This window comes from Microcoleus vaginatus FACHB-2002 (genome assembly GCF_040004035.1).
GTDB lineage: Bacteria > Cyanobacteriota > Cyanobacteriia > Cyanobacteriales > Microcoleaceae > Microcoleus > Microcoleus vaginatus_C.
On sequence record NZ_JAMPLN010000015.1, the window covers coordinates 32,236 to 53,568 of the forward strand.

The 21,333-nt window shown below is 45.0% G+C and carries 10 protein-coding genes and 1 pseudogene; 3 read left to right on the plus strand and 8 right to left on the minus strand.

Features of this window, described 5'->3' with window-relative positions; genetic code table 11:
• Positions 1-7: 7 nt before the first annotated feature.
• A pseudogene (locus NDI35_RS14710) lies at positions 8-538 on the plus strand (hypothetical protein).
• Positions 539-818: 280 nt separating this feature from the next.
• The gene (locus NDI35_RS14715; RefSeq protein ID WP_445313386.1) at positions 819-2,549 is read left to right on the plus strand and encodes an NAD(P)H-quinone oxidoreductase subunit 4; all 1,731 of its coding nucleotides are present in this window, start codon (positions 819-821) and stop codon (positions 2,547-2,549) included.
• A gap of 67 nt (positions 2,550-2,616) precedes the next feature.
• On the opposite strand, the gene NDI35_RS14720 is transcribed toward NDI35_RS14715, so the two are convergent.
• From NDI35_RS14720 to NDI35_RS14735, 4 genes are all read right to left on the minus strand, one after another.
• A complete protein-coding gene (locus NDI35_RS14720) occupies positions 2,617-4,239 on the minus strand; it encodes an NB-ARC domain-containing protein (protein WP_445313387.1) in 1,623 nt (540 codons plus the stop codon).
• A gap of 447 nt (positions 4,240-4,686) precedes the next feature.
• Positions 4,687-6,651, minus strand: a complete 1,965-nt coding sequence (locus NDI35_RS14725; protein ID WP_445313388.1) for an ABC transporter ATP-binding protein/permease — start codon at positions 6,649-6,651, stop codon at positions 4,687-4,689.
• A gap of 221 nt (positions 6,652-6,872) precedes the next feature.
• Positions 6,873-7,712 carry a DUF1361 domain-containing protein gene (locus tag NDI35_RS14730; RefSeq protein ID WP_445313389.1) on the minus strand — a complete coding sequence of 280 codons (840 nt, stop codon included), beginning with the start codon at positions 7,710-7,712 and terminating at the stop codon, positions 6,873-6,875.
• 261 nt (positions 7,713-7,973) lie between these two features.
• Positions 7,974-12,632: a PAS domain S-box protein gene (locus NDI35_RS14735; RefSeq protein WP_445313390.1), complete on the minus strand. Its 4,659-nt coding sequence runs from the start codon at positions 12,630-12,632 to the stop codon at positions 7,974-7,976.
• A gap of 452 nt (positions 12,633-13,084) precedes the next feature.
• Here NDI35_RS14735 and NDI35_RS14740 point away from each other — a divergent pair, with 452 nt between their 5' ends.
• The gene (locus NDI35_RS14740; protein WP_445313391.1) at positions 13,085-14,452 is read left to right on the plus strand and encodes a TldD/PmbA family protein; all 1,368 of its coding nucleotides are present in this window, start codon (positions 13,085-13,087) and stop codon (positions 14,450-14,452) included.
• A gap of 256 nt (positions 14,453-14,708) precedes the next feature.
• Here the strand turns inward: NDI35_RS14740 and NDI35_RS14745 are convergent, their stop codons facing one another.
• From NDI35_RS14745 to NDI35_RS14760, 4 genes are all read right to left on the minus strand, one after another.
• Positions 14,709-16,100 carry a sensor histidine kinase gene (locus tag NDI35_RS14745; protein ID WP_445313392.1) on the minus strand — a complete coding sequence of 464 codons (1,392 nt, stop codon included), beginning with the start codon at positions 16,098-16,100 and terminating at the stop codon, positions 14,709-14,711.
• 157 nt (positions 16,101-16,257) lie between these two features.
• Positions 16,258-17,595 (minus strand): sensor histidine kinase, encoded by a 1,338-nt coding sequence (locus NDI35_RS14750; protein ID WP_445313393.1) that lies wholly within the window; start codon positions 17,593-17,595, stop codon positions 16,258-16,260.
• 152 nt (positions 17,596-17,747) lie between these two features.
• The gene (locus NDI35_RS14755) at positions 17,748-18,119 is read right to left on the minus strand and encodes a response regulator (RefSeq protein ID WP_445313394.1); all 372 of its coding nucleotides are present in this window, start codon (positions 18,117-18,119) and stop codon (positions 17,748-17,750) included.
• Positions 18,120-18,123: 4 nt separating this feature from the next.
• Positions 18,124-21,054, minus strand: coding sequence for an ATP-binding protein (locus tag NDI35_RS14760; protein ID WP_445313395.1), 2,931 nt, complete (start codon positions 21,052-21,054; stop codon positions 18,124-18,126).
• Positions 21,055-21,333 lie beyond the last annotated feature (279 nt).

The following is a 21,333-nucleotide window of genomic DNA, read 5'->3' on the forward strand; positions in this document are numbered from 1 at the left end:
TAATACAATGGTACTCGAAGCCCCGTCTATCAAAGCCAAACAAACCGTCACCGGGGAACCCCTACCAGCTAACTTCGTATTACCCGACGCTCCTGTCGAAAATATTTAACAACCTTCTCTCGCCGCTGGTCTCACCGATGCACTGGGAACCGCAGGATGTATCCAGCCAGAAATGCTGATTGCCTCTAATTTAGGGCTAGTCGCCACAGTCAATAAAAAGATTGTTGTCAAAGCTCCAGACTGGTTTTATGTGCCGCAAGTGCATCCTCTAGCAGAGGGGGTAATTCGCCGTAGTTATACTCCTAATACTGATGGTGCTAATGTGGCGATCGTGATGGAGTTTCTCTCGGAAGCATAGCAAACCATGAACTGGCTGCCCTGGTGGGATGAGCGAGGTAATTTGTTGCTGTGGAGTTCAGAACAAGCTGAGCAAGAAAGGCAAAGGGCTGAGCAACAAAGGCAAAGGGCTCAACAACAAAGTCAAAGGGCTGAACGATTGGCGGCTAAGTTGCGCGAATTGGGAGTTGATCCAGATTGAAAGCTAATTTACGATCGCCCTTAATACACAGAACTTATCCAACCCTCTACCAGAATAGGCGCAACCACAGGCAGATTGCGCCTACAAAACGCTATATTTTTTTGTGCGTAAGCCCTGAATCGAAAATCAAAAATCAAAAATCCATTGACGTGTGTAGCAATTCGTGATATTATCCTCCGCATTTATCTCGATATAAAAAATATTTATGAATAAATCTTAAGTTTTAATTAAACTTAGTATTATAATTTTGGTAACTTCCAACTAAGTATTTATTCTCAATATGGTAGCGGATCAATTTCCTTGGCTGACCGCAATTGTCATCCTACCCCTGCTAGCTTCCCTCGCCATCCCTTTTCTGCCCGATACAGACGGCAAAACCATTCGCTGGTATGCCCTAGGCGTAGGTATTGCAGATTTTGTATTAATGTGCTGGGTGTTTTGGACTCATTACGATCCAAGCATCTCTACTTTCCAAATCGTAGAGCAATATTCCTGGATACCTTCTTTAGGCCTCAACTGGTCTGTTTCCGTGGACGGACTGTCAGTTCCGTTGGTACTTTTGGCGGGATTGGTGACGACACTATCAATCTTTGCAGCCTGGGAAGTCGATCGCAAGCCACGACTCTTTTACTTCCTGATGCTGGTGATGTACTCCGCACAAATAGGAGTGTTCGTCGCCCAAGACATCATGCTGCTGTTCATTGTCTGGGAACTAGAACTAATTCCGGTGTACCTGCTAATCTCGATTTGGGGCGGACAAAACCGCCGCTACGCAGCTACCAAATTCTTGATTTACACCGCGGGCGCTTCCATCTTTATATTGATAGCTGCCTTAGCAATGGCATTCTACGGCGGAGGCACCCCCACCTTCGACATGGTAGAACTAGGCTTGAAGGACTACCCCCTAGGTTTAGAATTATTCCTTTATGCCGGATTGTTAATTGCCTTCGGTGTGAAACTGGCGATTTTCCCCTTCCACACTTGGCTACCTGATGCCCACGGTGAAGCATCTTCTCCCGTGTCGATGATTCTGGCCGGCGTATTGCTGAAAATGGGCGGATACGGACTGATTCGTCTGAATTTGGAACTTCTTCCCCAAGCACACGTTTACTTTGCACCGATTATGGCGGTGCTCGGCGTGGTCAACATTATCTACGGCGCGCTGAATTCCTTCGGCCAATCGAACATGAAGCGCCGCCTAGCAAATTCGTCGATTTCTCACATGGGATTCGTGTTGTTGGGTATTGCTTCCTTCACGGATTTGGGAATCAACGGGGCGCTGTTGCAAATGATTTCCCACGGTTTAATCGCCTCAGTATTGTTTTTCCTGGCTGGCGTTACTTACGATCGCACCCATACAATGATCATGGACGAGATGGGCGAGATTGGGAAAGTCATGCCGAAAGTGTTTGCCTTGTTTACCGCAGGCGCGATGGCATCTTTGGCACTCCCCGGAATGAGCGGTTTTGCTAGCGAACTCTCAGTGTTTGTGGGCGTCGCAACTAGCGATATGTACAGCGGTTCTTTCCGGGCGGTGACAGTGTTCCTGGCGGCAGTGGGACTGATTTTGACGCCGATTTATTTGCTCTCGATGCTGCGGCAGTTATTTTACAACTGTGGGAGACTAGCGGCTTGCGACCTTGAGGATCTAAATTTGCAGAATCAGAGAAACAATCTGGATGAAGCGGTTTGTTTTGGTAATAGTTGCGTTTTGCCTGGTGATGCACCGTTTATTGATGCTAAACCTCGGGAAGTGGCGATCGCATTTTGCTTTTTGATACCGATTGTCGGCATTGGTTTTTATCCCAACATGGCGATGCAAGTCTACGATGCCAAGACTGTCGCAGTCAACGCAGAAGTCCGCCAATCTTACATCCAAATTGCTCAACAAAATCCTCGGATTTATGCGAATCAACTTTTGGTTCCCAAAATTGCCCAAGCTCAAAAATCGCCTGCTTTGGGTAAAATTACAGGATCTGAATCTGCATCGGTTTTGGGCATTGTCAAATAATTTTATCGAATTCTGTTTTTGTTGAAAATTCGGCGATCGCTTTTATCAAAGGGCGATCGCTTTTTTCTTATCGCTGAATTTCTGAAATAATCTGCGCCAGATTCTCCCTAGCATATCCCACCTCAAGAATCGATTTATCCTCCAGATCAGAGGCAACTTTCTTCAAGATATTTAGCGGTTCTTCAAAGCCTGTCGTCTTCACAAACAACACTTGCAACCGATTTTTTACTAATGCTAAAATAGAGCTAATTGGCTCGCATTTATCCCCTTTCCGTTTAGCAATGTTGATACTCAATTTGTGAGTTTTTAACAGCCGCATTCTTTCTATTCCTTGGGTCTTAACCGTCTCCAAAACCTCCCCTCGAATCTGATCGACTAATCTGTCGGTCACATATTGCACGATCAAAGGCTGAAGCATAAAAACAGTTTCCCCGCCCTCACTAATTTTGTCAATCAGCGAGCGACGACCCAGAGAATCGAGATTTTTCAGCAAATCTGAAAGCGATGAATTGACCAACATCTGCTCTCGTAAAGTCGCCAGGGCAATCGGGCTTTGAGCAATAGCAATCCAGTAGGCAATCTCTTGTTCTGAACTCGACATTCTATCGAACTGCTGCGCCAGCAAATTGCTGATATGTTCTTCAATAAATAACGCCGTTGCTTCCAAAAGCTTTAAAACATTTCCCTCGAAAAACTCGTTAATTGTTGTCGCTACAATCTTTAATGCTAACAGATTGCCTCCGTACCTGGATAACAAGATTTCCAACTCTTGATCTTGAGGCGACAAACCTTTTTCTTGGAAAATTTCCCGCGCTATTTCCTCGGAAATAGCAGGTTTTAAAGACCGCACTTTTTCTCCCGCCAGCAAAGCCAGTTCTGTAGGTTCTTCCGAACTAACTAGCAGTAAACAGCTATTGTGATTGACCTCACACAGCCGCACAATTAAATCTCGATATCCTTCGCAGCCTTCCCGGTAGTGTCCCGCTAATTCTTCTGGTCTGAGAATCGCTTCAAAATCGTCTAAAATTACCAGACAGCGGTGTTTCCGCAGATACTCGACCAATCGCGAAATTTTGCTGTTGAGGTCGATGGGCACATCGGGTTTTTGTTGGTTAGAAAAAAGTTGAATTAAGCTTCCTAGGAAGTCGGATGGTGCTGGTGTCGATCGCAGCGATCGCCAAATCACAACATCAAACTCATTCTGTACCTGTTTTGCCAACTGCACCGACAGAGTTGTTTTGCCGCTACCAGCCAAACCCAGCAGCGCTACCAGGCGACAATTATCTGATACAATCCACTGCTTTAAAGTAGTTAATTCTTCAGTCCGTCCGTAAAAAACCGAAACATCCGGTGCTTGGCCCCAATCTTCCTGTCGGTGTCCAATCGCCACCTTCAATAGAGAGCCTTTACCTCGACTAAAATCGCTCGTTCCCTGATCGGTGTGGTATGAAAACAGCAACTGATGCCTCAATTCCGAAAGCTTTCCAGGGCCGTTCCCCCCGATCTGAAACTTTTTGTAAACTTCGCCGAGTCTTTTGCGAACGGCGATGTCGCTAATGCCAAGCTTTGTGGCGATCGTCGCTGTAGATTGGCCGTCGAGAGCCATAAACACAGTTTCTAATTCGGCATCTGTGACACCGCGCTGTTTGGCGATCGTTTGCACAAAGTTTTGAGGAATCGGAGTAGTCAAGGTAGGAATCTCGCCTATACTAAAAATCTATCTTCTATTATATTGTGTGAGTTCTCGTGGGAGAGCAATTGAATCGCATCTACAAACGTTCAGCTTGCTTTTTGTTTTTTGGGCATTGTTAGATATTTATACCCAATTATCGATTGTGATATAAGTTGGAAAAAATGCAACTCTCAGTCAGTGATCCAAACCCATACACCATCAGTCATTCCCAATTATTCAATTAATCTATTATTTAATTATTTAATTATTTAATCTAAAATGGTATGAGGAACGGGGAGTTTATCGCCATACATTGTTGCTGTTTCCTACCCGTATAACCTATTGTAGGATGGGTAGAGACACGGCGATTAATTTATAGCACCAAACCATCAAGCTCCAACCGCACCACAACCCACCGCGAACCAACAACGGGGTAAATTCACAATTCCTGAAAGCAGTGCTGTATCAGCTAAAAACCTTCATACTAGCGCGGTAATCTTCCGTCGAAACCAGCCGCCAACCCCCATCGCCCAAAAGTTCCAAAACCTGCTGGTGATATTGCAACAAACTCATTCTGTGGCCTACACTCACAAAAGTAGTTTTAGTGGCTTTTAATTGCTCGTATAAATGTTGCTCGTTTTTCAAATCCAAAGCACTTGTTGCCTCATCCAAAATAGCATATCGCGGTTCCGTTAACAACAATCTAGCAAAAGCTAAACGCTGCTGTTCTCCCAGCGACAAAATTTCAGCCCAATCTAAATCCGCATCAAAACCGCCCAATCTGTCCGGCAAATCTGCTAAGTTTACTGATGCCAAAACCTGGCGCAATTTTTCCTCATCAACCTCGCTGCTGGTATTGGGATACAAAAGTTGCGATCGCAAACTACCCAAAATCATATAAGGACGCTGCGGCAAAAATAGCATTTCCCCTAATTCCGGCCGCGCCAAACGCCCCGTTCCCGCGTCCCACAAACCCGCAAGTGCCCGCAGCAAAGAACTCTTCCCAGCACCGCTTTGACCCGCAATTAACAGTCCTTCCCCTGGCGACACGGCTACCGACACATCGCTAATTAAAGTCTTTTGATGTTTGGGAGTATCTAAAGTAACGTGTTCCAGTGTCAATTGCGAACTTATAACTGTATCGATTGTTCTGAAGTCTAGTTTTACAGCACTTTTTTCATCTCTTAGAGCCTCATTAAATGTGGCTAAACGATTAATCCCCGCTGCAAAAAAACTCAAGCTTTCAATCCTATATACAACCAAAGAAAATGCTTCTGAAACCTGACGAAAAGCAAATTCAGCTTGAGTGATATCGCCGTATCTTATCTCACCAGCAAAGTATAGAGAAGCCAGGAATAAAGAGGGGATAATATAAGTTGCATATCTATAGCTAACTCTAAAATATCCCAGATTCCGCTGCCAACCAATTAGGAAATTAAAGTTCCGAACTGCTGCTAAAAATCGGTGTTTTACCTGAACCGATTCCTGTGCTTCTCCCCGGTAAAAAGCAATTGATTCTGCATTATCCCGAATGTGAACCAATCCATAGCGAAAGTCAGCCTCTGTGGAGAGCTGATTGAAGTTCAAAAATATCAACCTTTTGCCAAAAAGTATCATGACTGTCGTGCCAAAGACAGCGTAAATAATTAGTCCGATCGAAAGACCTTTGGAAATAGACCACAGAATGCCTGTAAAAGAAATAATATCGATAACTGCCTCCAATATCAGCAGCAAAAACTCTAAACTTGTCCTAGTGAAAGATTTGATATCTTCAGCAATCCGCTGGTCGGGATTGTCGATTTTCTTCGGAGAATTGATTTCGTAATAAGCGCGGTTTTGAAAATAACTCCCCAGGAAACTATCAGTCATCCACTCTCGCCAGTATAATCCCAGTTTATCTTGGGTATACTCGTAAATAACAACTATCGGGGTAGCGATAATAAAAACTCCAGCATAAACCCACATAAACCGCCAAAAAGTAATCTGATCTTTTTCAGCCAGCGCTGTCGTGAAAAAATTACTAATATAGCTAATAATTACGTTAATTCCGCTAACAGACAGCGACAAAAATACCAGCAGAGCTAACATGCTCCACTGTTTCCAGCGCGGTATCAACTTGCTTCTAAAAAAGACAAAAGCAGCTAGCGGGAGGATTAGCATTAAACCAACGATCGCAATTTTCGGTGAGTAGATAATTCCTTTGACTAAAGTAGCTAAACCAGCCGCAACTCCATTAAAAGCCTCTGGAAATAAGACTTGAGTACCCAAACATACAGCGCTGACGAACACAAACATCGCAGCGAAGAGAAATATCAACAACAGCGCTACTAATCCTAAAAAGATTCTGCCTCCTCCAGGCTCTACAGGATAAAAGTAAGGTTGAGCAATCGCAATAAATCTCTGCCACAACTGACGGTCAAATCGATTCATCTTTGCTGTTTACAAAACTACTTTGACTGTTCTAACATATCAAGTATTGTGACAAAATGCAGCAGTAATTTATTTGGGAGTTTGGCGAAAAAATTTGTCTCACCCACAGACGGAAACTTGTTTTCCGAGTGAACGGGTGGGAAGAAAAAATTGAGGAGATTAGTTCAAGCTCTTAGATTCATCTGTTGAATCAATTCTTTAATCTCAAATCTCAAATCGCTCTAGCTGGAAGAAGTTGCGCTATCGCGGGTCAAGTCCGACTGCAATCTACTGCTGTAAAATCGTTGGCTAATCCCTAAAATTACTTGTTTCATTAGCCAATACAAAACAGCAATTACTACAAAAGTGACAGCCATTACTAAAACCGGACGCTTGCCAATCAAATCGTTCATTACGCTGTTAACCAGCGCATCGGGGTTAGTCAGAATGTCCCAAGTGTTGAAGCGGATAAATCGCCCTAAATAAATTCCGATCGCCGAAAGTGCGTGTATAGTTATCTCCGTTGCCAGGATAAATCTACTCAAACCCTGTTGCTTCAAATAGTAGCCCAAATTCATCACCGACAGCACGTAAGCCCCAAACCCGGCTAGCATAAACGCTAGATACTGCGGGATCAAAGCTAGAGTCACAATCCACACCGAGTTACCCTCTTTAATCTGGCGGATCAGGTGAATGATATCAGTTAAAACGTAGGGTGCATTGGGTAAAAATGCGATAAACCAGAAAAAACCGCCCCACCACCGGAGAGAGCGAACTCCGCGCTGCCGCAGTACCCAGATGTCTACAGCCATCAGTGCCAGTGTAATCGCGATCGCCCCCAAAACGTAAGTTTTGCCCACATCTTGCACTATGTGCCTCAGATAGGCAAAAACAGGGCGCGTACTGGACAAAAAAGTAGCGCCCAGGAGAAAGCCCGTACCCCACAGCAGCCAGCGCGATCGAGGTTTGCGGAACAGCCAAAAACTCAGGGCCAGCGGTACTAAACCCAAAAACAAATTCCAAGACATCCAGCGGACATTGTGTCCCATTGCTTGCAGGGCTTCCAGGATTAATCCCATCATGTCAATTTTTATACAATTAAAGGTTTGATGCAGCACCGCTTCGTTAGCAGCTTCAGTCTATTTTAGTCGTTAACTTGTAGGGTGCGTCAGCCTCTGGCTCCGGGCGCTGCGCCTGAAAATCAGGATCTGCTGATGCACCGTACCACTGTGGAGTCAATCTAAAATCTAAAATCTAAAATCGACTGACGCACCATACCACTGCGGAGTCAATCTAAAATCTAAAATCTAAAATCTAAAATCTAAAATCGACTGACGCCCCTACTATTTATACACTTTGTCGATCGGAATCTCAATCTTAAAAGTTGTTCCGCATCCTATGGACGAAATACAGTCAATCTTGCCCTTGTGCTTTTCCACAACAATCGAGTGCGCGATAGACATTCCCAACCCCGTACCTTTCCCCACAGCTTTTGTAGTAAAAAACGGGTTAAAAATGCGATCGACTATCCCCTCGGGAATGCCCGTACCGTTGTCGGAAATTTCTACTCTAACAGTGTTCTGGGGGGTTACACCCGTGGAAATAGCAATCCGTCCACTCTTTGTCTCTGATTGTGGAACCGATAACTGGTGATATCGTTCTTCAATAGCATCAATTCCATTAGCAATAATATTCATAAACACCTGATTCAGTTGGCTCGCATAGCACTCCACCAGTGGCAGTTTTCCAAACTCCTTAATTACTTCAATTTCCGGGTGGTTGTCCCGACTCTTCAAGCGGTGCTGCAAAATTAACAAAGTGCTTTCAATCCCCACGTGAATATCGACCGGCTTCATTGCGGATTCATCCAGCCGCGAGAAATTTCTGAGGGACAACACAATTTGCCTGATGCGCTCGGTTCCTACCTGCATTGAACCCACAAGTTTTCTTAAATCCTCTGCCATGAAGTCCAAATCAATCTCTTGAATGCGATCGACAATTTTTGAATTTGGTTCGGGATACTCGTGTTCGTAAAGAGTCACCAGATCGAGCAACTCTTTAGTATACTGGTTGAGATAATCAATGTTAGCGTGAATGAAGTTAACGGGATTATTAATTTCGTGAGCGATGCCGGCAACTAATTGCCCCAAAGAAGACATTTTTTCAGTTTGAATGAGCTGAGTTTGAGTAGAGCGCAAGTCCAGCAGCGCTGACTCTAAATCTCGAGCTTTTTCTCTTTCTCGTTCCTCGCTTTGTCGCAGTGCTTCCTCTGCTTGCTTGCGAGTCGTAATATCCTGGGAAACTCCAATTATTACCTTAGTCTGACCATCCGCATTCCTACTAAAAATAGTATCCCGACTTTGCAGCCACAACAATTGACCGTCGGCTGCCTGTACCCGGTACTCAATTTCCCTAGTTTCGCCATCTTCAATTCCTGCAAAGCTCGCGTGATGTTTCAGAATTTTAGGCAAATCTTCGGGGTGTATTAACTGAGGCATGAGTGACGAATCCATCGCTGTAATTTCGTCGCTGGTATAGCCCAAAAGCGCTAACATTGAAGTATTAGTGTAGATATTCCGCTGTTCTTCCAAGTCGTAGAGATACAAAATACCGGGAGTAGCTGATGCTACTTTTTGAATGAACTGCTGGCTTTCTTGCAAAGCTAATTCAGCTTGTTTGCGATCGGTAACATCAACGGCGATGCCGTCCCAAAGAATATCGCCGTTGTCTTTAGCTTCAGGACGCGAATTTATCTGAAACCAACGAATGTTGCCGGAAGGTAGCACCATCCGTCCTTCCCACTGCCAAGGTTGCAGAGTTAGGGCTGAAATAGCACCAGATTCCTCATAATTTTGGCTGTCTTCGGGATGAATCAAATCTGTTACCAAAGCCGCATTTTTCAGAACATCTTCTGGTTCTAACTCAAAAAGTTCTCGGCAAGCAGCACTTATGTAAGGAAAACAGAAAGAGCCATCTGGACACAACAAAAATTGATAAATGATTCCCGGCAAATTAGCGGACAGCTTTTGGAATCTTGCCTCGCTTTCCCGCAGTGCTTCCTCTGCTTGTTTGCGCTCCGTAATGTCAGTAATTGAACCCACCATGCGGACGGGTTTTCCAGATGCCTCCCACAAAGCTTGTCCCCGACTCAATATCCATTTGTAAGCGCTGTTGTAGCACCAGCAGCGGTATTCGACGATGTAATGTGGCGTTTTCTTGTTTAAATGGTCTTGGAGAGCTTGCATTACTAAGGCTAAATCGTCGGGATGCGTGCCCCTGTTCAATTCGTCAAAGTAATCGAGAATCGGGCTGTGTTCGTCGTATCCGGTGATTTCCTTAAATCTATCGGACAGGAATAGTTCCCCTGTTTGCAAGTTCCAGTCCCAAATGCCGTCGTTGTTGCCTTTGAGTGCTAACTGCCAGCGTTCTTCAGTTTGCATCAATTGAGCTGTTCTCTGTTTGACTCTATTTTCTAGTTCTTGATTGAGTTGTTTGAGACTTTCTTCTGCCTGGTTGCGTTCGATCGCAATTCCTGCTAAGTGTATGATTGCTTCTATCAATTGCAGCTCAAAAAAATGGGGATGGCGCGGTTGGGAATAATACATTCCAAAAGTTCCCAAAACTTGACCCTGAGATGAGAAAATAGGAGTAGACAAGCAAGCTCTAAGTCCAAAACTCAAGGCTAAATCTCGATAATTTTTCCACAAAGGATCGCTGGCAATATCTGTAACGAGCACCTGTTGGCGGCTAAAGGCAGCAGTGCCACAGGAACCGACATCCGGGCCGATGGCTATGCCATGAATAGCAGCATTGTAACTGTCGGGCAAATTGGGCGCGGCTCCGTGCAGTAAATGTTCGCCATCTGGAGCTAGAAGCAATATCGAACCCATGACATCTCTAGATTGCTGTTCGATAATTTTAACTAAAGTATTTAAAGTCTCGCCAAGAGTTGCGCCCTTAGCAATCATTTCTAAAATTTGTTTCTGACCGGTTAACCAATTTTCAGCTTGCTTGCGCTCCGTAATGTCGCGAGCCACCCACAGAACCGTTTTTTCTTTCATTGGCGAAATGGTAGCAGCAAACCACTTTTGTACGCTGGCAATTTCCAGGTTATATTCAAAAGTACAGGTTTGATTTGTAGCGAGGGCGGTGCGAATTTGCTCCATAAAAAAATCTGCCATTTCTGGAGCGAATAAATCGCTAATTTTTTGACCGACAAGTTCAGCAGGTGGTTTATATAAAAGTCCGGGATTTGTCGGGGCAATTTTCAGATAGCGTCCTTCAATATCAATCACAAAAATTACATCGCTCATTGCCGCAAACAAAGTCCGGAGTTCTGCTTCGGAAGCTTGCAGGGCAATTTCAGCCTGTTTGCGATCGCTAATGTCGCGCCCCACTCCTTGACACTCAATCAAGCTGCCCGTACTGTCAAAAATCCCCCGATTGGTCCACTGGTGCCAGCGAGTTTCCCCTGTTTCTAGAACGACCCGGTGTTCACAGGTAACGACGGGGTTTTCTAGGCTTAGAGAACTGAAACTGCGGCTGAGAATTTCTTGGTCTTCGGCCGGCATTAAGGGCATAAAAGTATGGCCCTCCAAATCCGATCGCGATTTATTGAAATAGCGGCAGTAGGCATCGTTGACAAAAGTCAAAACTCCGCTCGGCAAGAAACGGCAAATCAGTTCGGTTTGGTCTTCAATAATTGCCCGATAGCGAGATTCGCTATTAAGCAGCGCGGCTTCTGCTAAGACGCGATCGCTAATATCCGTCCCGATACAAAGCAGTCCTGCCAAATTTCCCTTCGCATCTAGTAAAGGTTTATTTGTCCACGCTATCCAGACTCTTTCTCCATTGCTGCGGATGTTTTCATTTTCGTTTTGGAAGGATTTTTCCGGCTGTGCCAAACAGTCTCGGATCATTGCCACCAGGTCACTTTCGGATAAATCTGTTTTCGGTATAATTGTGCCGATCGCACTTTTGCCGATAATTTCTGCTTCTGAATACCCGAAAAAAGTTTCAGCAAACTCGTTAAAAAAAGTAATCTTGCCTTCACTGTCTAACTGCACAATCATGCTGTTAGCATTCTCAACTAATTGCCGGTACTTAACTTCGCTCGATCGCAGCTTCACAGGGCCATACACCCAGCTAAACGCCACAACCCCGCTGAAAACAGCCAGCAAGGCGCCTCCAAAGATCAGCCACCCCCGAAACGGCGAATTCGCAGGCCATCCTCCCGCCGGAATTGCTGCCAACTGCCAGGAACCGTGCGGCAAAGTCACTTCCAGCAGCACGGGATTGTGCTGAAAAATTGACCCGTCACCGAAAAACACAGGGCCGGATGCTCCCTTCCCGTCTTTGCCCCGCAGAGCGTATTGCAGCTTCGCTGAGGAGTCATTGAGTCCTGCTTCCTCAATCAGGGAATTTTTGTCGATGATCAAACCTGTCAAGCCCCAGTAAACACCTGTTTCAGGCTCGGCGCCGGAGGGTGTGAGAAAAATCGGCGATCGGCTGATAAACGTCTCGTCCCCCTCCAATAATTTCACGGGCCCGGCTAGCAAAGTTTTTCTGGTGTAGATAACCTCTTTGACCATTTGCCGCTGTTCGGGTAGCGCCGTCAAGTCAACCCCGATCAGCGCTTCATTTCCCTCCCGTGGGTAAATGTAAGCGATCGTCGTGCCTTTAACTAAAGTTATGGCGCGGATGCCCGGTTGCTGTGCCACCAGAATTCTCGCCGTCGCTGTAAACTCAGCTTCGGTGATGTTTGGGTTGTTGGAAAGGTAAGCCCCCAAACCCCGCGTCAAAAATACGCGGGAATTCAAAGCGCCTTCCAGCTTAGAACGGACTGTGCTGAGGCGATCGAGGGTGCTAGCGCGGTTGTAGTGAAAAAAGCGTCGCTGTTCTGAGCGATCTAAAAGTCCAACTCCGACCAAAATTGCTATTGATGCCGAAATTGCTGCTAAATACGGTGAAATTTGGAATTTTTTCACCTTAAAGTATTCCATCTGTCGGCGGTTAAGGTATATTTTTTAGATCTTTAGATAGATTTAGTTTAGTTTGATTTCTCTAAGCCAATGCCAGATTTTCGGCATACCGGGCTTGTCCCAAGCGGGCGGGAGTTTGTTGTGTTCTAGGACGCCCGCCGAGCGTCGGCGATCGGCAAGCCTCTCATCATCAATTCTATGGAAAAAGTTTTAAATCTACAATCGACTCACCGAAAGAAATGTGGTCATAAGCCCCCGGATTCATTCTTTCGCAGGCTCAGGACGGATCAATCTAAAATCTAAAATCTAAAATCTAAAATTGGTTGACTCGTTTTTGCTCGGGTAGGGCGCGCCATGCTCCCGCACCACAGCGGTGGGGGAACGCGCACCCGAAAGACGGGAGTTATTAGCTAAAATAGGTTTAGCAATAATTTTTTTCAGCGCTACGCCGAATCATTCATAGGGGCAATTTGATGCAAGAACAGTTGATGGAAGCGATCGCACCTTACCGCGATCGCGTAGATTATCTAGAAGTTCGCCTCGAACAAAGCGAGTCAACTGCGATTAGTTTTCGCGGCCCTCAGTTAGATGCTGTCAACCGCAGTTTTAGTCTCGCCGGCGGCATCCGCGCCTGTCACAAAGGTGGCTGGAGTTTTGTAACTTTTAACGGTTTAGATGAATTAAAAGACCGCATTGAAGAAGCTGTAGTGCAGTCTCGCTTGGTTGGCAGCGAAAAAACTCTACTAGCAGATGTCACCCCGATTCAAGATTATGTAGCGGTGGAATTGGGCCGCGACCCGCGCTCTATTACTCTAGCCGAAAAGCGGAAATTGCTCGAATCTTACAATCAGTTGCTGTTAGATCATGACCCGCGAATTCAGACGACAATGGCAGGTTACAGCGACAGATTCGGTATTACTTATTTTGTGAATTCTCAAGGTACTTGCATCGCTCAAGAGCGCTTGGACGTGACCGGGCGTTTCGGAGCGATCGCCCGCGGGGAGGGCGGTGTCGTCCGCCAAGGGTTTGAGTCTATTCACTCGCGATCGGATTACGATGTCTTGACAAACATTGAAGATCGTGTTAAAAGTGCGGCAGTTCGAGCTGTGGGCCAACTAGAGGCAAAATCGGTGAAAGGCGGCCAGTATCCGGTGATTTTAGACCCTTATTTGTCGGGGGTTTTTATTCACGAAGCTTTCGGTCATTTGTCGGAAGCAGACGGCATTTACGAAAACCCGAAAATGCAGGAATTGTTGACTTTGGGCAAGCCTGTGGCGATCGAACAATTGAATGTAATTGACGACGCAACTGTGCCGGGATTGCCGGGAACTTTGAAATACGACGACGAAGGTGTGCCGGCTCAGTGCAAGCATTTAATTAAAAATGGAGTTTTAGCGGCTCGGATGCACAATCGCGAGACTGCGGGCAAAATGGGCGAAAGTCCGACGGGAAATGCCCGGGCTCTGAGCGCTACTTTTATGCCTTTGGTGCGGATGACTAATACTGCGATCGAGTCTGGCGAACATTCTTTTGACGAAATGGTTGCCGACATTGACGAAGGAGTTTATGCAGTGCGGATGTTGGGAGGACAAACCAACGGCGAAATGTTTACCTTTGCGGCGGCTCAAGGGTTCATGATTCGCGACGGCAAATTGGCTGAACCGGTGAGCGATGTCACTTTAAGCGGCAATGTATTTCAGACGTTAAAGGATATTGAGTCTATAGGAAACGACTCGGTTTATGCCTACGGCGGTTGCGGTAAAGGCGGTCAGAGCGGTCTACCCGTAAGCGTCGGCGGCCCCCATTTGCGGATTAAAAATGTCGTCGTCGGAGGAAGATAATCATTAGTCATTAGTCGTTAATTATTAGTTCAAAACTTACGCAACTGGCACATGGTGAAGGCGTGCTCGCGCCCTCACGCCTCACCTTAACCAGTCCGGGACACTGACAAGTTGACAAACCACTCAAAATCTACTATTGAGGGCTTCAGCTAGGTCGTTCGGTGTTTGGGGGACTTCAGAAATTACAGAGAAATTGGGGAAGTGCGATCGCGATTATAGACTTTACCAGACTTTGTTGATTTTTTTTTAATTCCCCTTAAGTTGCCTTCATCTCTATCCGATTATTCTGCCTAATCGGAATCTCAATCACAAATTCTGCACCTCGATCTGGCTGCGAAAAACACTTCAAATCTCCGCCGTGCTTCTCCACCACAATCTGATAGCTGATCGATAATCCCAAGCCCGTGCCATCACCCAGAGGTTTAGTTGTAAAAAAAGGATTAAACAGCCGATTTATTACATCGCTTGTCATTCCCGGGCCATTATCTTTAAAACAGATTCTTACCCAATCGCGATTCAGCAGAGAAGTAGCAATCGTAATCGTCCTAGGCTCGTTTTTAATTGGGTCAGGGCTGAGTTTTTTATCATAGTGATTCAAGGCATAAATGGCATTGCTTAGCAAATTCATAAATACCTGATTCAACTGACAGGCATAACATTCTATTTGTGGCAAATCTCCGTATTCTTTAATAACTTGAATAGACGAAGAATTCGGCTTAGCCTTGAGCTGACTCTGCAAAATTACTAGAGAGCTGTCGATTCCCTCGTGAATATTAACGGGTTTCATCTCAGCTTCGTCTAGGCGCGAGAAGTTCCGCAACGTCAGCACAATCTGACGAATACGTTCTGCCCCCAATTTCATCGAAGACAGCATTTTAGGCATATCCTCTTTGATAAATTCCAGCTCTATTTTCTCAATTAAAGCTTCGATTTCAGGGTAGTTATGGGCATCGTGCTCCTGGTAAAGTGTGATTAAACTCAATAGCTGATGAGTGTAATCATTGACATAACTTAAGTTGCCATAGATGAAGTTAACAGGATTATTAATTTCGTGGGCAATACCGGAAATTAGTTGTCCTAAGCTAGACATTTTCTCAGTCTGAATAAGCTGAGATTGGGTGCGCTGTAAATTTTGCAGTGCCAGTTCTAGTTGGATGGCTTTTTCTCGCTCTCGCGCTTCCGATTGCCGCAATTTCTCCTCTCTTTCTTGGCGGAAGCGCTCGTTTTCCTTTAGCTGCTGCACATGGCATAAAGTTTTGTTAATGGTAATTTCTAAATCCTGAAAATTTAAAGGCTTAATCAAAAAGTCAAAGGCCCCGCCATTCATCGCCTTTCTGATATTCCCCAAGTCGCCATAAGCAGATATAACTACTGTTTTGACCATAGTAACTAGCTCGTTAAGTTTCGCTAGCAAAGCCATACCATCCATGACTGGCATATTAATGTCTGTCAGGATAATATCTATATCCGGCTGCTCTCGCAACGTTGAAAGCGCTTCTACGCCATTGTGTGCAAAAAAAACTTGGTATTCTCCTGTGCGGATCTTTTGTCTAAATTTCTGGCAAATTAAAGATTCTAAATCAGGCTCGTCATCCACAAATAATATTTTAGCTGGCATATTGCGAGCCAGTGCGGTCGTAGGTGACATTTTTTGAACTCCTGGGATTCATTAACTTATCCGCCGAGTAATTTTTATCTACTTTACGTCCTATTATAGATTATTTCAGGAGTAATGAAAAGACTGGTTTCTGCAATGGCAAACCGGATGGCTAGAATAGGCTCTGAGTTTGGTAAAAGTCGATAGATTAGCTAAGGTTGAGTGTCGCCCTCGTTTGTCTGATTGGAATTTCAATCCAGAACTCTGTTCCCTGCCCCACCTCTGAAAAACACTTCAATGCGCCCCCATGCTTCTCCTGTACAATTTGGTAGCTGATATAGAGACCCAAACCAGTACCCTCACCTACAGGCTTAGTAGTAAAAAATGGTTCAAAAATACGGTCTTTCACCTCGGCGGTCATTCCCGGCCCATTGTCCAGAATTTGAATGACGACACGGGATTGTTCCTCTAGCAGAAAAGTGCGAATAGTAATGGCCAGCGGGCAAGCGCGGATGTCCTCTAGTGACCGTTGTTTGTTGTACTCCTTCAAAGCATCAATCGCATTAGAAAGGATGTTGATAAACACCTGGTTTACTTCTGCAGCATAGCATTCGACTAAAGGCAGAGCGCTGTAGTCCTCGATCACTTGAATCTCTGGACGCGCTGCCCTTGTGTGAAGTCGATTCTGCAAAATCATCAGGCTGCTTTTTATCCCCTCGTGAATGTCAACAGGCTTTATGTGAGCTTCATCCAACCTTGAGAAGTTACGCAAAGACAAAACAACCTTCTGAATGCGGTCAACACCCCCTTTCATTGAAGCCAGAATTGCGGGTAAATCTGCTATCAGAAATTCCAAATCTATGGCTTCGATTTCAGTTTGAATCTCCGAACAGGGAGGAGTGTACTGCTGCTGATAGAGATGCAGCAGATGCAGTAGGTCTTGGATATAATCACTGACGTGGCTGATATTGCCGTAGATAAAGTTGACGGGGTTATTGATTTCATGGGCAATCCCCGCAACCACTTGACCCAAAGAAGACATTTTTGCGGTCTGAATCAGTTGAGCTTGGGTCTTTTGTAGGTCTTGCATACAGTTCTGTAAATGCTGAGCTTCTTCTCTAGCGTGAGCTTCTGACTCCCGCAAGCGCAGATTTTCTTTTAACTGTTGCACCTCGCGCAGCGTTTTGTTGAGGGTAATTTCTAAATCCTGAAAATCTATTGGCTTGGTTAGAAAGTCAAAAGCACCGAAGTTCATCGCATTTCTTATATTTTTCAGGTCGCCATAGGCTGATATAACTATTGTTTTGAAAGGGAGGTTTATCTGGTTAAGTTTAGAGAGTAAAGTCAGGCCATCCATTTCAGGCATATTAAGATCGGTCACTACTATATCTACATCCGGGTATTCTTTCAATTTTTCCAGCGCTTGTACGCCATTGTGGGCAAAAAAAAGCTGCCATTTTTCGGCGCGGATTCTTTTCCTAAATCGCTGGGAAAGTAGAGATTCTAAATCTGGTTCATCATCCACAAACATTATTTTTGCTGACATATTAATTTTTCAGTTACTCTTAAAACTCATAAAGATTTAGCGTTCCAGAAGAACATAAGGAAAATGCAAGCGAGCAATTTTAACTCGACTGAGGTACTGCTTTCAATTACCAATTACTCATTACCAATTACTAAATATGTTTCCTTGTAAATTTACTCCAAGTTGAGTATTTTATTTTTGAGTGTATCAAAATTAACAGGCTTAGTAATATAGTCATCAGCTCCATAAGCCATTGCGGTTTGGTAATTTCTCTCATCTCCATAAGCCGTAATCATAAAAACTTTCAAAGCGGGAAACTTTTCTTTGAGAACCCTAAGCAGTTCGATCCCATTCATTCCTGGCATATTAATATCCGATAAAATCAAGACAATAGACGCTTCATCCTGGTTTTCTAAGTATTTCAAAGCTGACTCTGCAGACAGGCAAAAATGAAATTGAATTTGCCCTGCTTTGATTTCTTTCCTAAATTTCTGCTTGAACAGTGACTGAATATCTTCCTCGTCGTCTACCACCATTACTTTCATTTTTTTACTCCTTAATTTCGGCTGTTTTTTTGTGCAAGGTAATTATAAACTCTGTGTATTTCCCTACTTCTGTTTCGACTTTGAGTTCTCCTCGATGTTGCTGGACGATAACATCCTGACTGATAGACAGACCTAGACCAGTACCTTCGGCTGGTGGTTTTGTAGTAAAAAAGGGATTGAAAATTTTATCGAGTACCTCGGGTTTTATACCTGAGCCATTATCGCGAATGCGGATTTCAATCGCGTCACCAAGATTTCGAGTTCTCACGTCAAGCAGCGGTGAAAATTCTTCTCCCATTTCTTGCTGCTTTTTATAGGCTGCATAGCAAGCATTGCTAATAATGTTAAGAAAAACCCTGCCGATGTCTTGTGGCACGACCTCTACTTCGCCTATGTCATTGTCATAGTCGGTTTCTATGGTAATGTTAAAAGCAGCTTCCTTCGCTCGCATCCCGTGATAGGCTAGATTGATATATTCGGCTAATAAACTATTTATATCTGTAGCTTCCCAGTGACCGCTTTGTCCCCTCGAATGCAAAAGCATATTGCCAACGATTTTGTCTGCTCTTTGACCGTGTTGATTTATTTTTTTAAGATTAGCTGTGAGATCGGTTAATAGCTCGGCAATATCCTCACTGGTTTCGGGATCTAAACGTTCTGCTTGATTTTCAATTTTTTCAAACAGTTCTTCTGTTAATTCAGCAGAAAGTTCTGAGAAATTGTTGACAAAGTTTAAGGGGTTTCTGATTTCGTGGGCAATGCCTGCGGTTAAACTGCCCAGAGAAGCTAGTTTTTCTTGGACAACAATTTGATTTTGCATAGCTCTGAGATTTGCTTCTATCCGCTGGCGCTCTTCAATCTCATTTTGCAATTGCTGTACAGTATGGGTGAGTTCAGATGTACGCTCCTCGACTTTGATTTCTAGTTCCTCATTAGCTTTTTGCAGTGATTCTTGGGCTTGCTTGCGATCGGTGATATCGCGCACGATCGCCACATATTCTTGGAGATCCTGATTGGAAAGAGAAGCTTGTTGAGAGAATCGGTTTGAGATAGCAACTTCCAGGATGCGCGAGTTTCCATCGGGTAAGTTGAGGGTGTGTTCGCTGCGACTGAGCCACTGCTCTGGCTGAGCCGCTAATCCGGGTAGTAATTTGTTCAGGTAAGACCCAATTAGCCTTGTAATATCTATTCCGAAGAGGCTTTCAGCAGCGGGATTAGTCTGACGAATTACACCTTTTCCATCCAGCACTACAATAGCATCTAGGGCAATGGTAAAAAGCTGTTCTGCTCCCTCTCGTGCCTCGTCCATTAAGACAACCTGGGATAGGCTCGTCCAACAGGCAACGGCTACCCCGACAAAGGTGATACTCAACACTAGCACTACCAAAAGATTAGAGGCAAGACTTGAGTTAGCCTCTAAGGGGATACCAAACAACCAGCCGACCGTAGCGGCGCTAGAAATCAGTAAAATCACGACTACAACCTGAAACGCTACAAAATCTGGTATCAAGCTCTTGCGCTGTTGCCGATAACGCTGAATCCACCATTCTGGATGAAACGGTGCAAGGGGAATGCGACGGATAGCCGCATCCACTACGAAAACAACCGCAGGAAACAGGAACCCAATCAGCACATCTTCCTGACTCCAAGCTAAGCTTCCAACCAGCAACACCACACCATCAAATATCAAGAAGCCTAATGCCAACCAAGGCCATCGCACTTCTGGAGAGCCTCGCCGCAGCCAGAGTCCGAGATTGAGTGACATCAACATTACGACGAAGCCAACAGAACCAATCACCAATAGCCGAGTTAGATCTATCCAAAGTAAAGCGATCAAATTAATTAAAACGCAAAATATCAAGCCCGGTTGCAGAACACCTCGTCGGGAAACTATCGCAAACACGGGTGCAACATATCCATCTAAAGCGAGTTGGTACAACATTCGTGGAGAGTTAGAAACCGCAGTGGCGCAAGCTAGAAAACAGCTTGAAGCCAGCAACAGTGTCACGATTAATGAAGCTGACGGGCCCCAAAATGGTACGGCGGCTGCTAATAAATTCTTAAATGAGTCTTCCCCCAGTCCTTCAGCGGTGGCTAAGCGCATCAGTACCCAGGAGTTGGCTAGAAATATGGGAACAATTAGTGCAGCAGCTAAGTTCAGAAACCGCAAAGTTTCACTGGGACGACGGCTGTCGGCGACAAAGGAAGAAGCTGTTTCGCAGGCGCAAGTAGCGTAGAGCGCGAAGCACGACCACTTAGCCCAGTCCACAAAGGTTAAGGTTGGCCAACTGCTGGGGAAAAGTCCGGGACTCTCTGGAGATAAAGCTAACCATCCCATCCCTTGAATGCCAAACACCAGTAGAAATCCAATTGCTGGGAACACGAAAAATGCGTGCAGTATTCCTAGAGCGCGAGTGCCGCTAAATGCCACTATATAAGCGATCAGTGTGAATCCCACTATGAGAATTGTTCTGGGACACGGAATGCCCAAGGGTTCCAGGTTAGCTTGGATGAGGTCTGTGATGACGATCGCATTCACTGATGGATATACTACCCAACTCAGGAAGTAAGCGAAGGCCGCATAGCGACCCAGAGAGGGATAGTTCCTCAGTAGCCTGGTGATATAGTTGGGTGTTCCTCCGGACATTTCTGGCCAATGTTCCCCTAAGCGTTTCACTTGCAGGTTCAGGATTACTCCTAACAGCACGGCGGGCAGCCAGACAAAAATTGCATTTGGGCCCAGAGCGGCGTACATTGGTGGTGCAATTGTTACCCATGCGATATGACCGCTCAGGCCAAAGCCCCAGGTTTCAACAGAACTCAGGGTTCTCTGGAGACGCATGGGCGATCGCCTACTAAAATTTTCTGTTGGGGAAGGCTGAGTTGGTTCTGAGTAGTAGCCGTTTTCCGGCTGGTGTCGGATGTCTGTCGCCATCAATTTTACCTATATATTTTTTGGATATTGCAGTCGCTACCCGATGTTTAGCTTTATAGCTCTCAAATTTTTATTGTTAAGTATGGTTCCTAGTCTTAAATTTTGGCCAAGCTGCCTTTCCTAGTCAACCAGGAAAATCTATCTCAATCCATCTTCAATATTATCTTATTACATTTTATTTCTAACTTCTGAGTGTTGCTAATTTCGTGTTCTTTTAGCCATGCCGTTGATGGCTTCGCCTAACCCGTTGGGTATTTAGGGACTTCAGGCATTACAGAG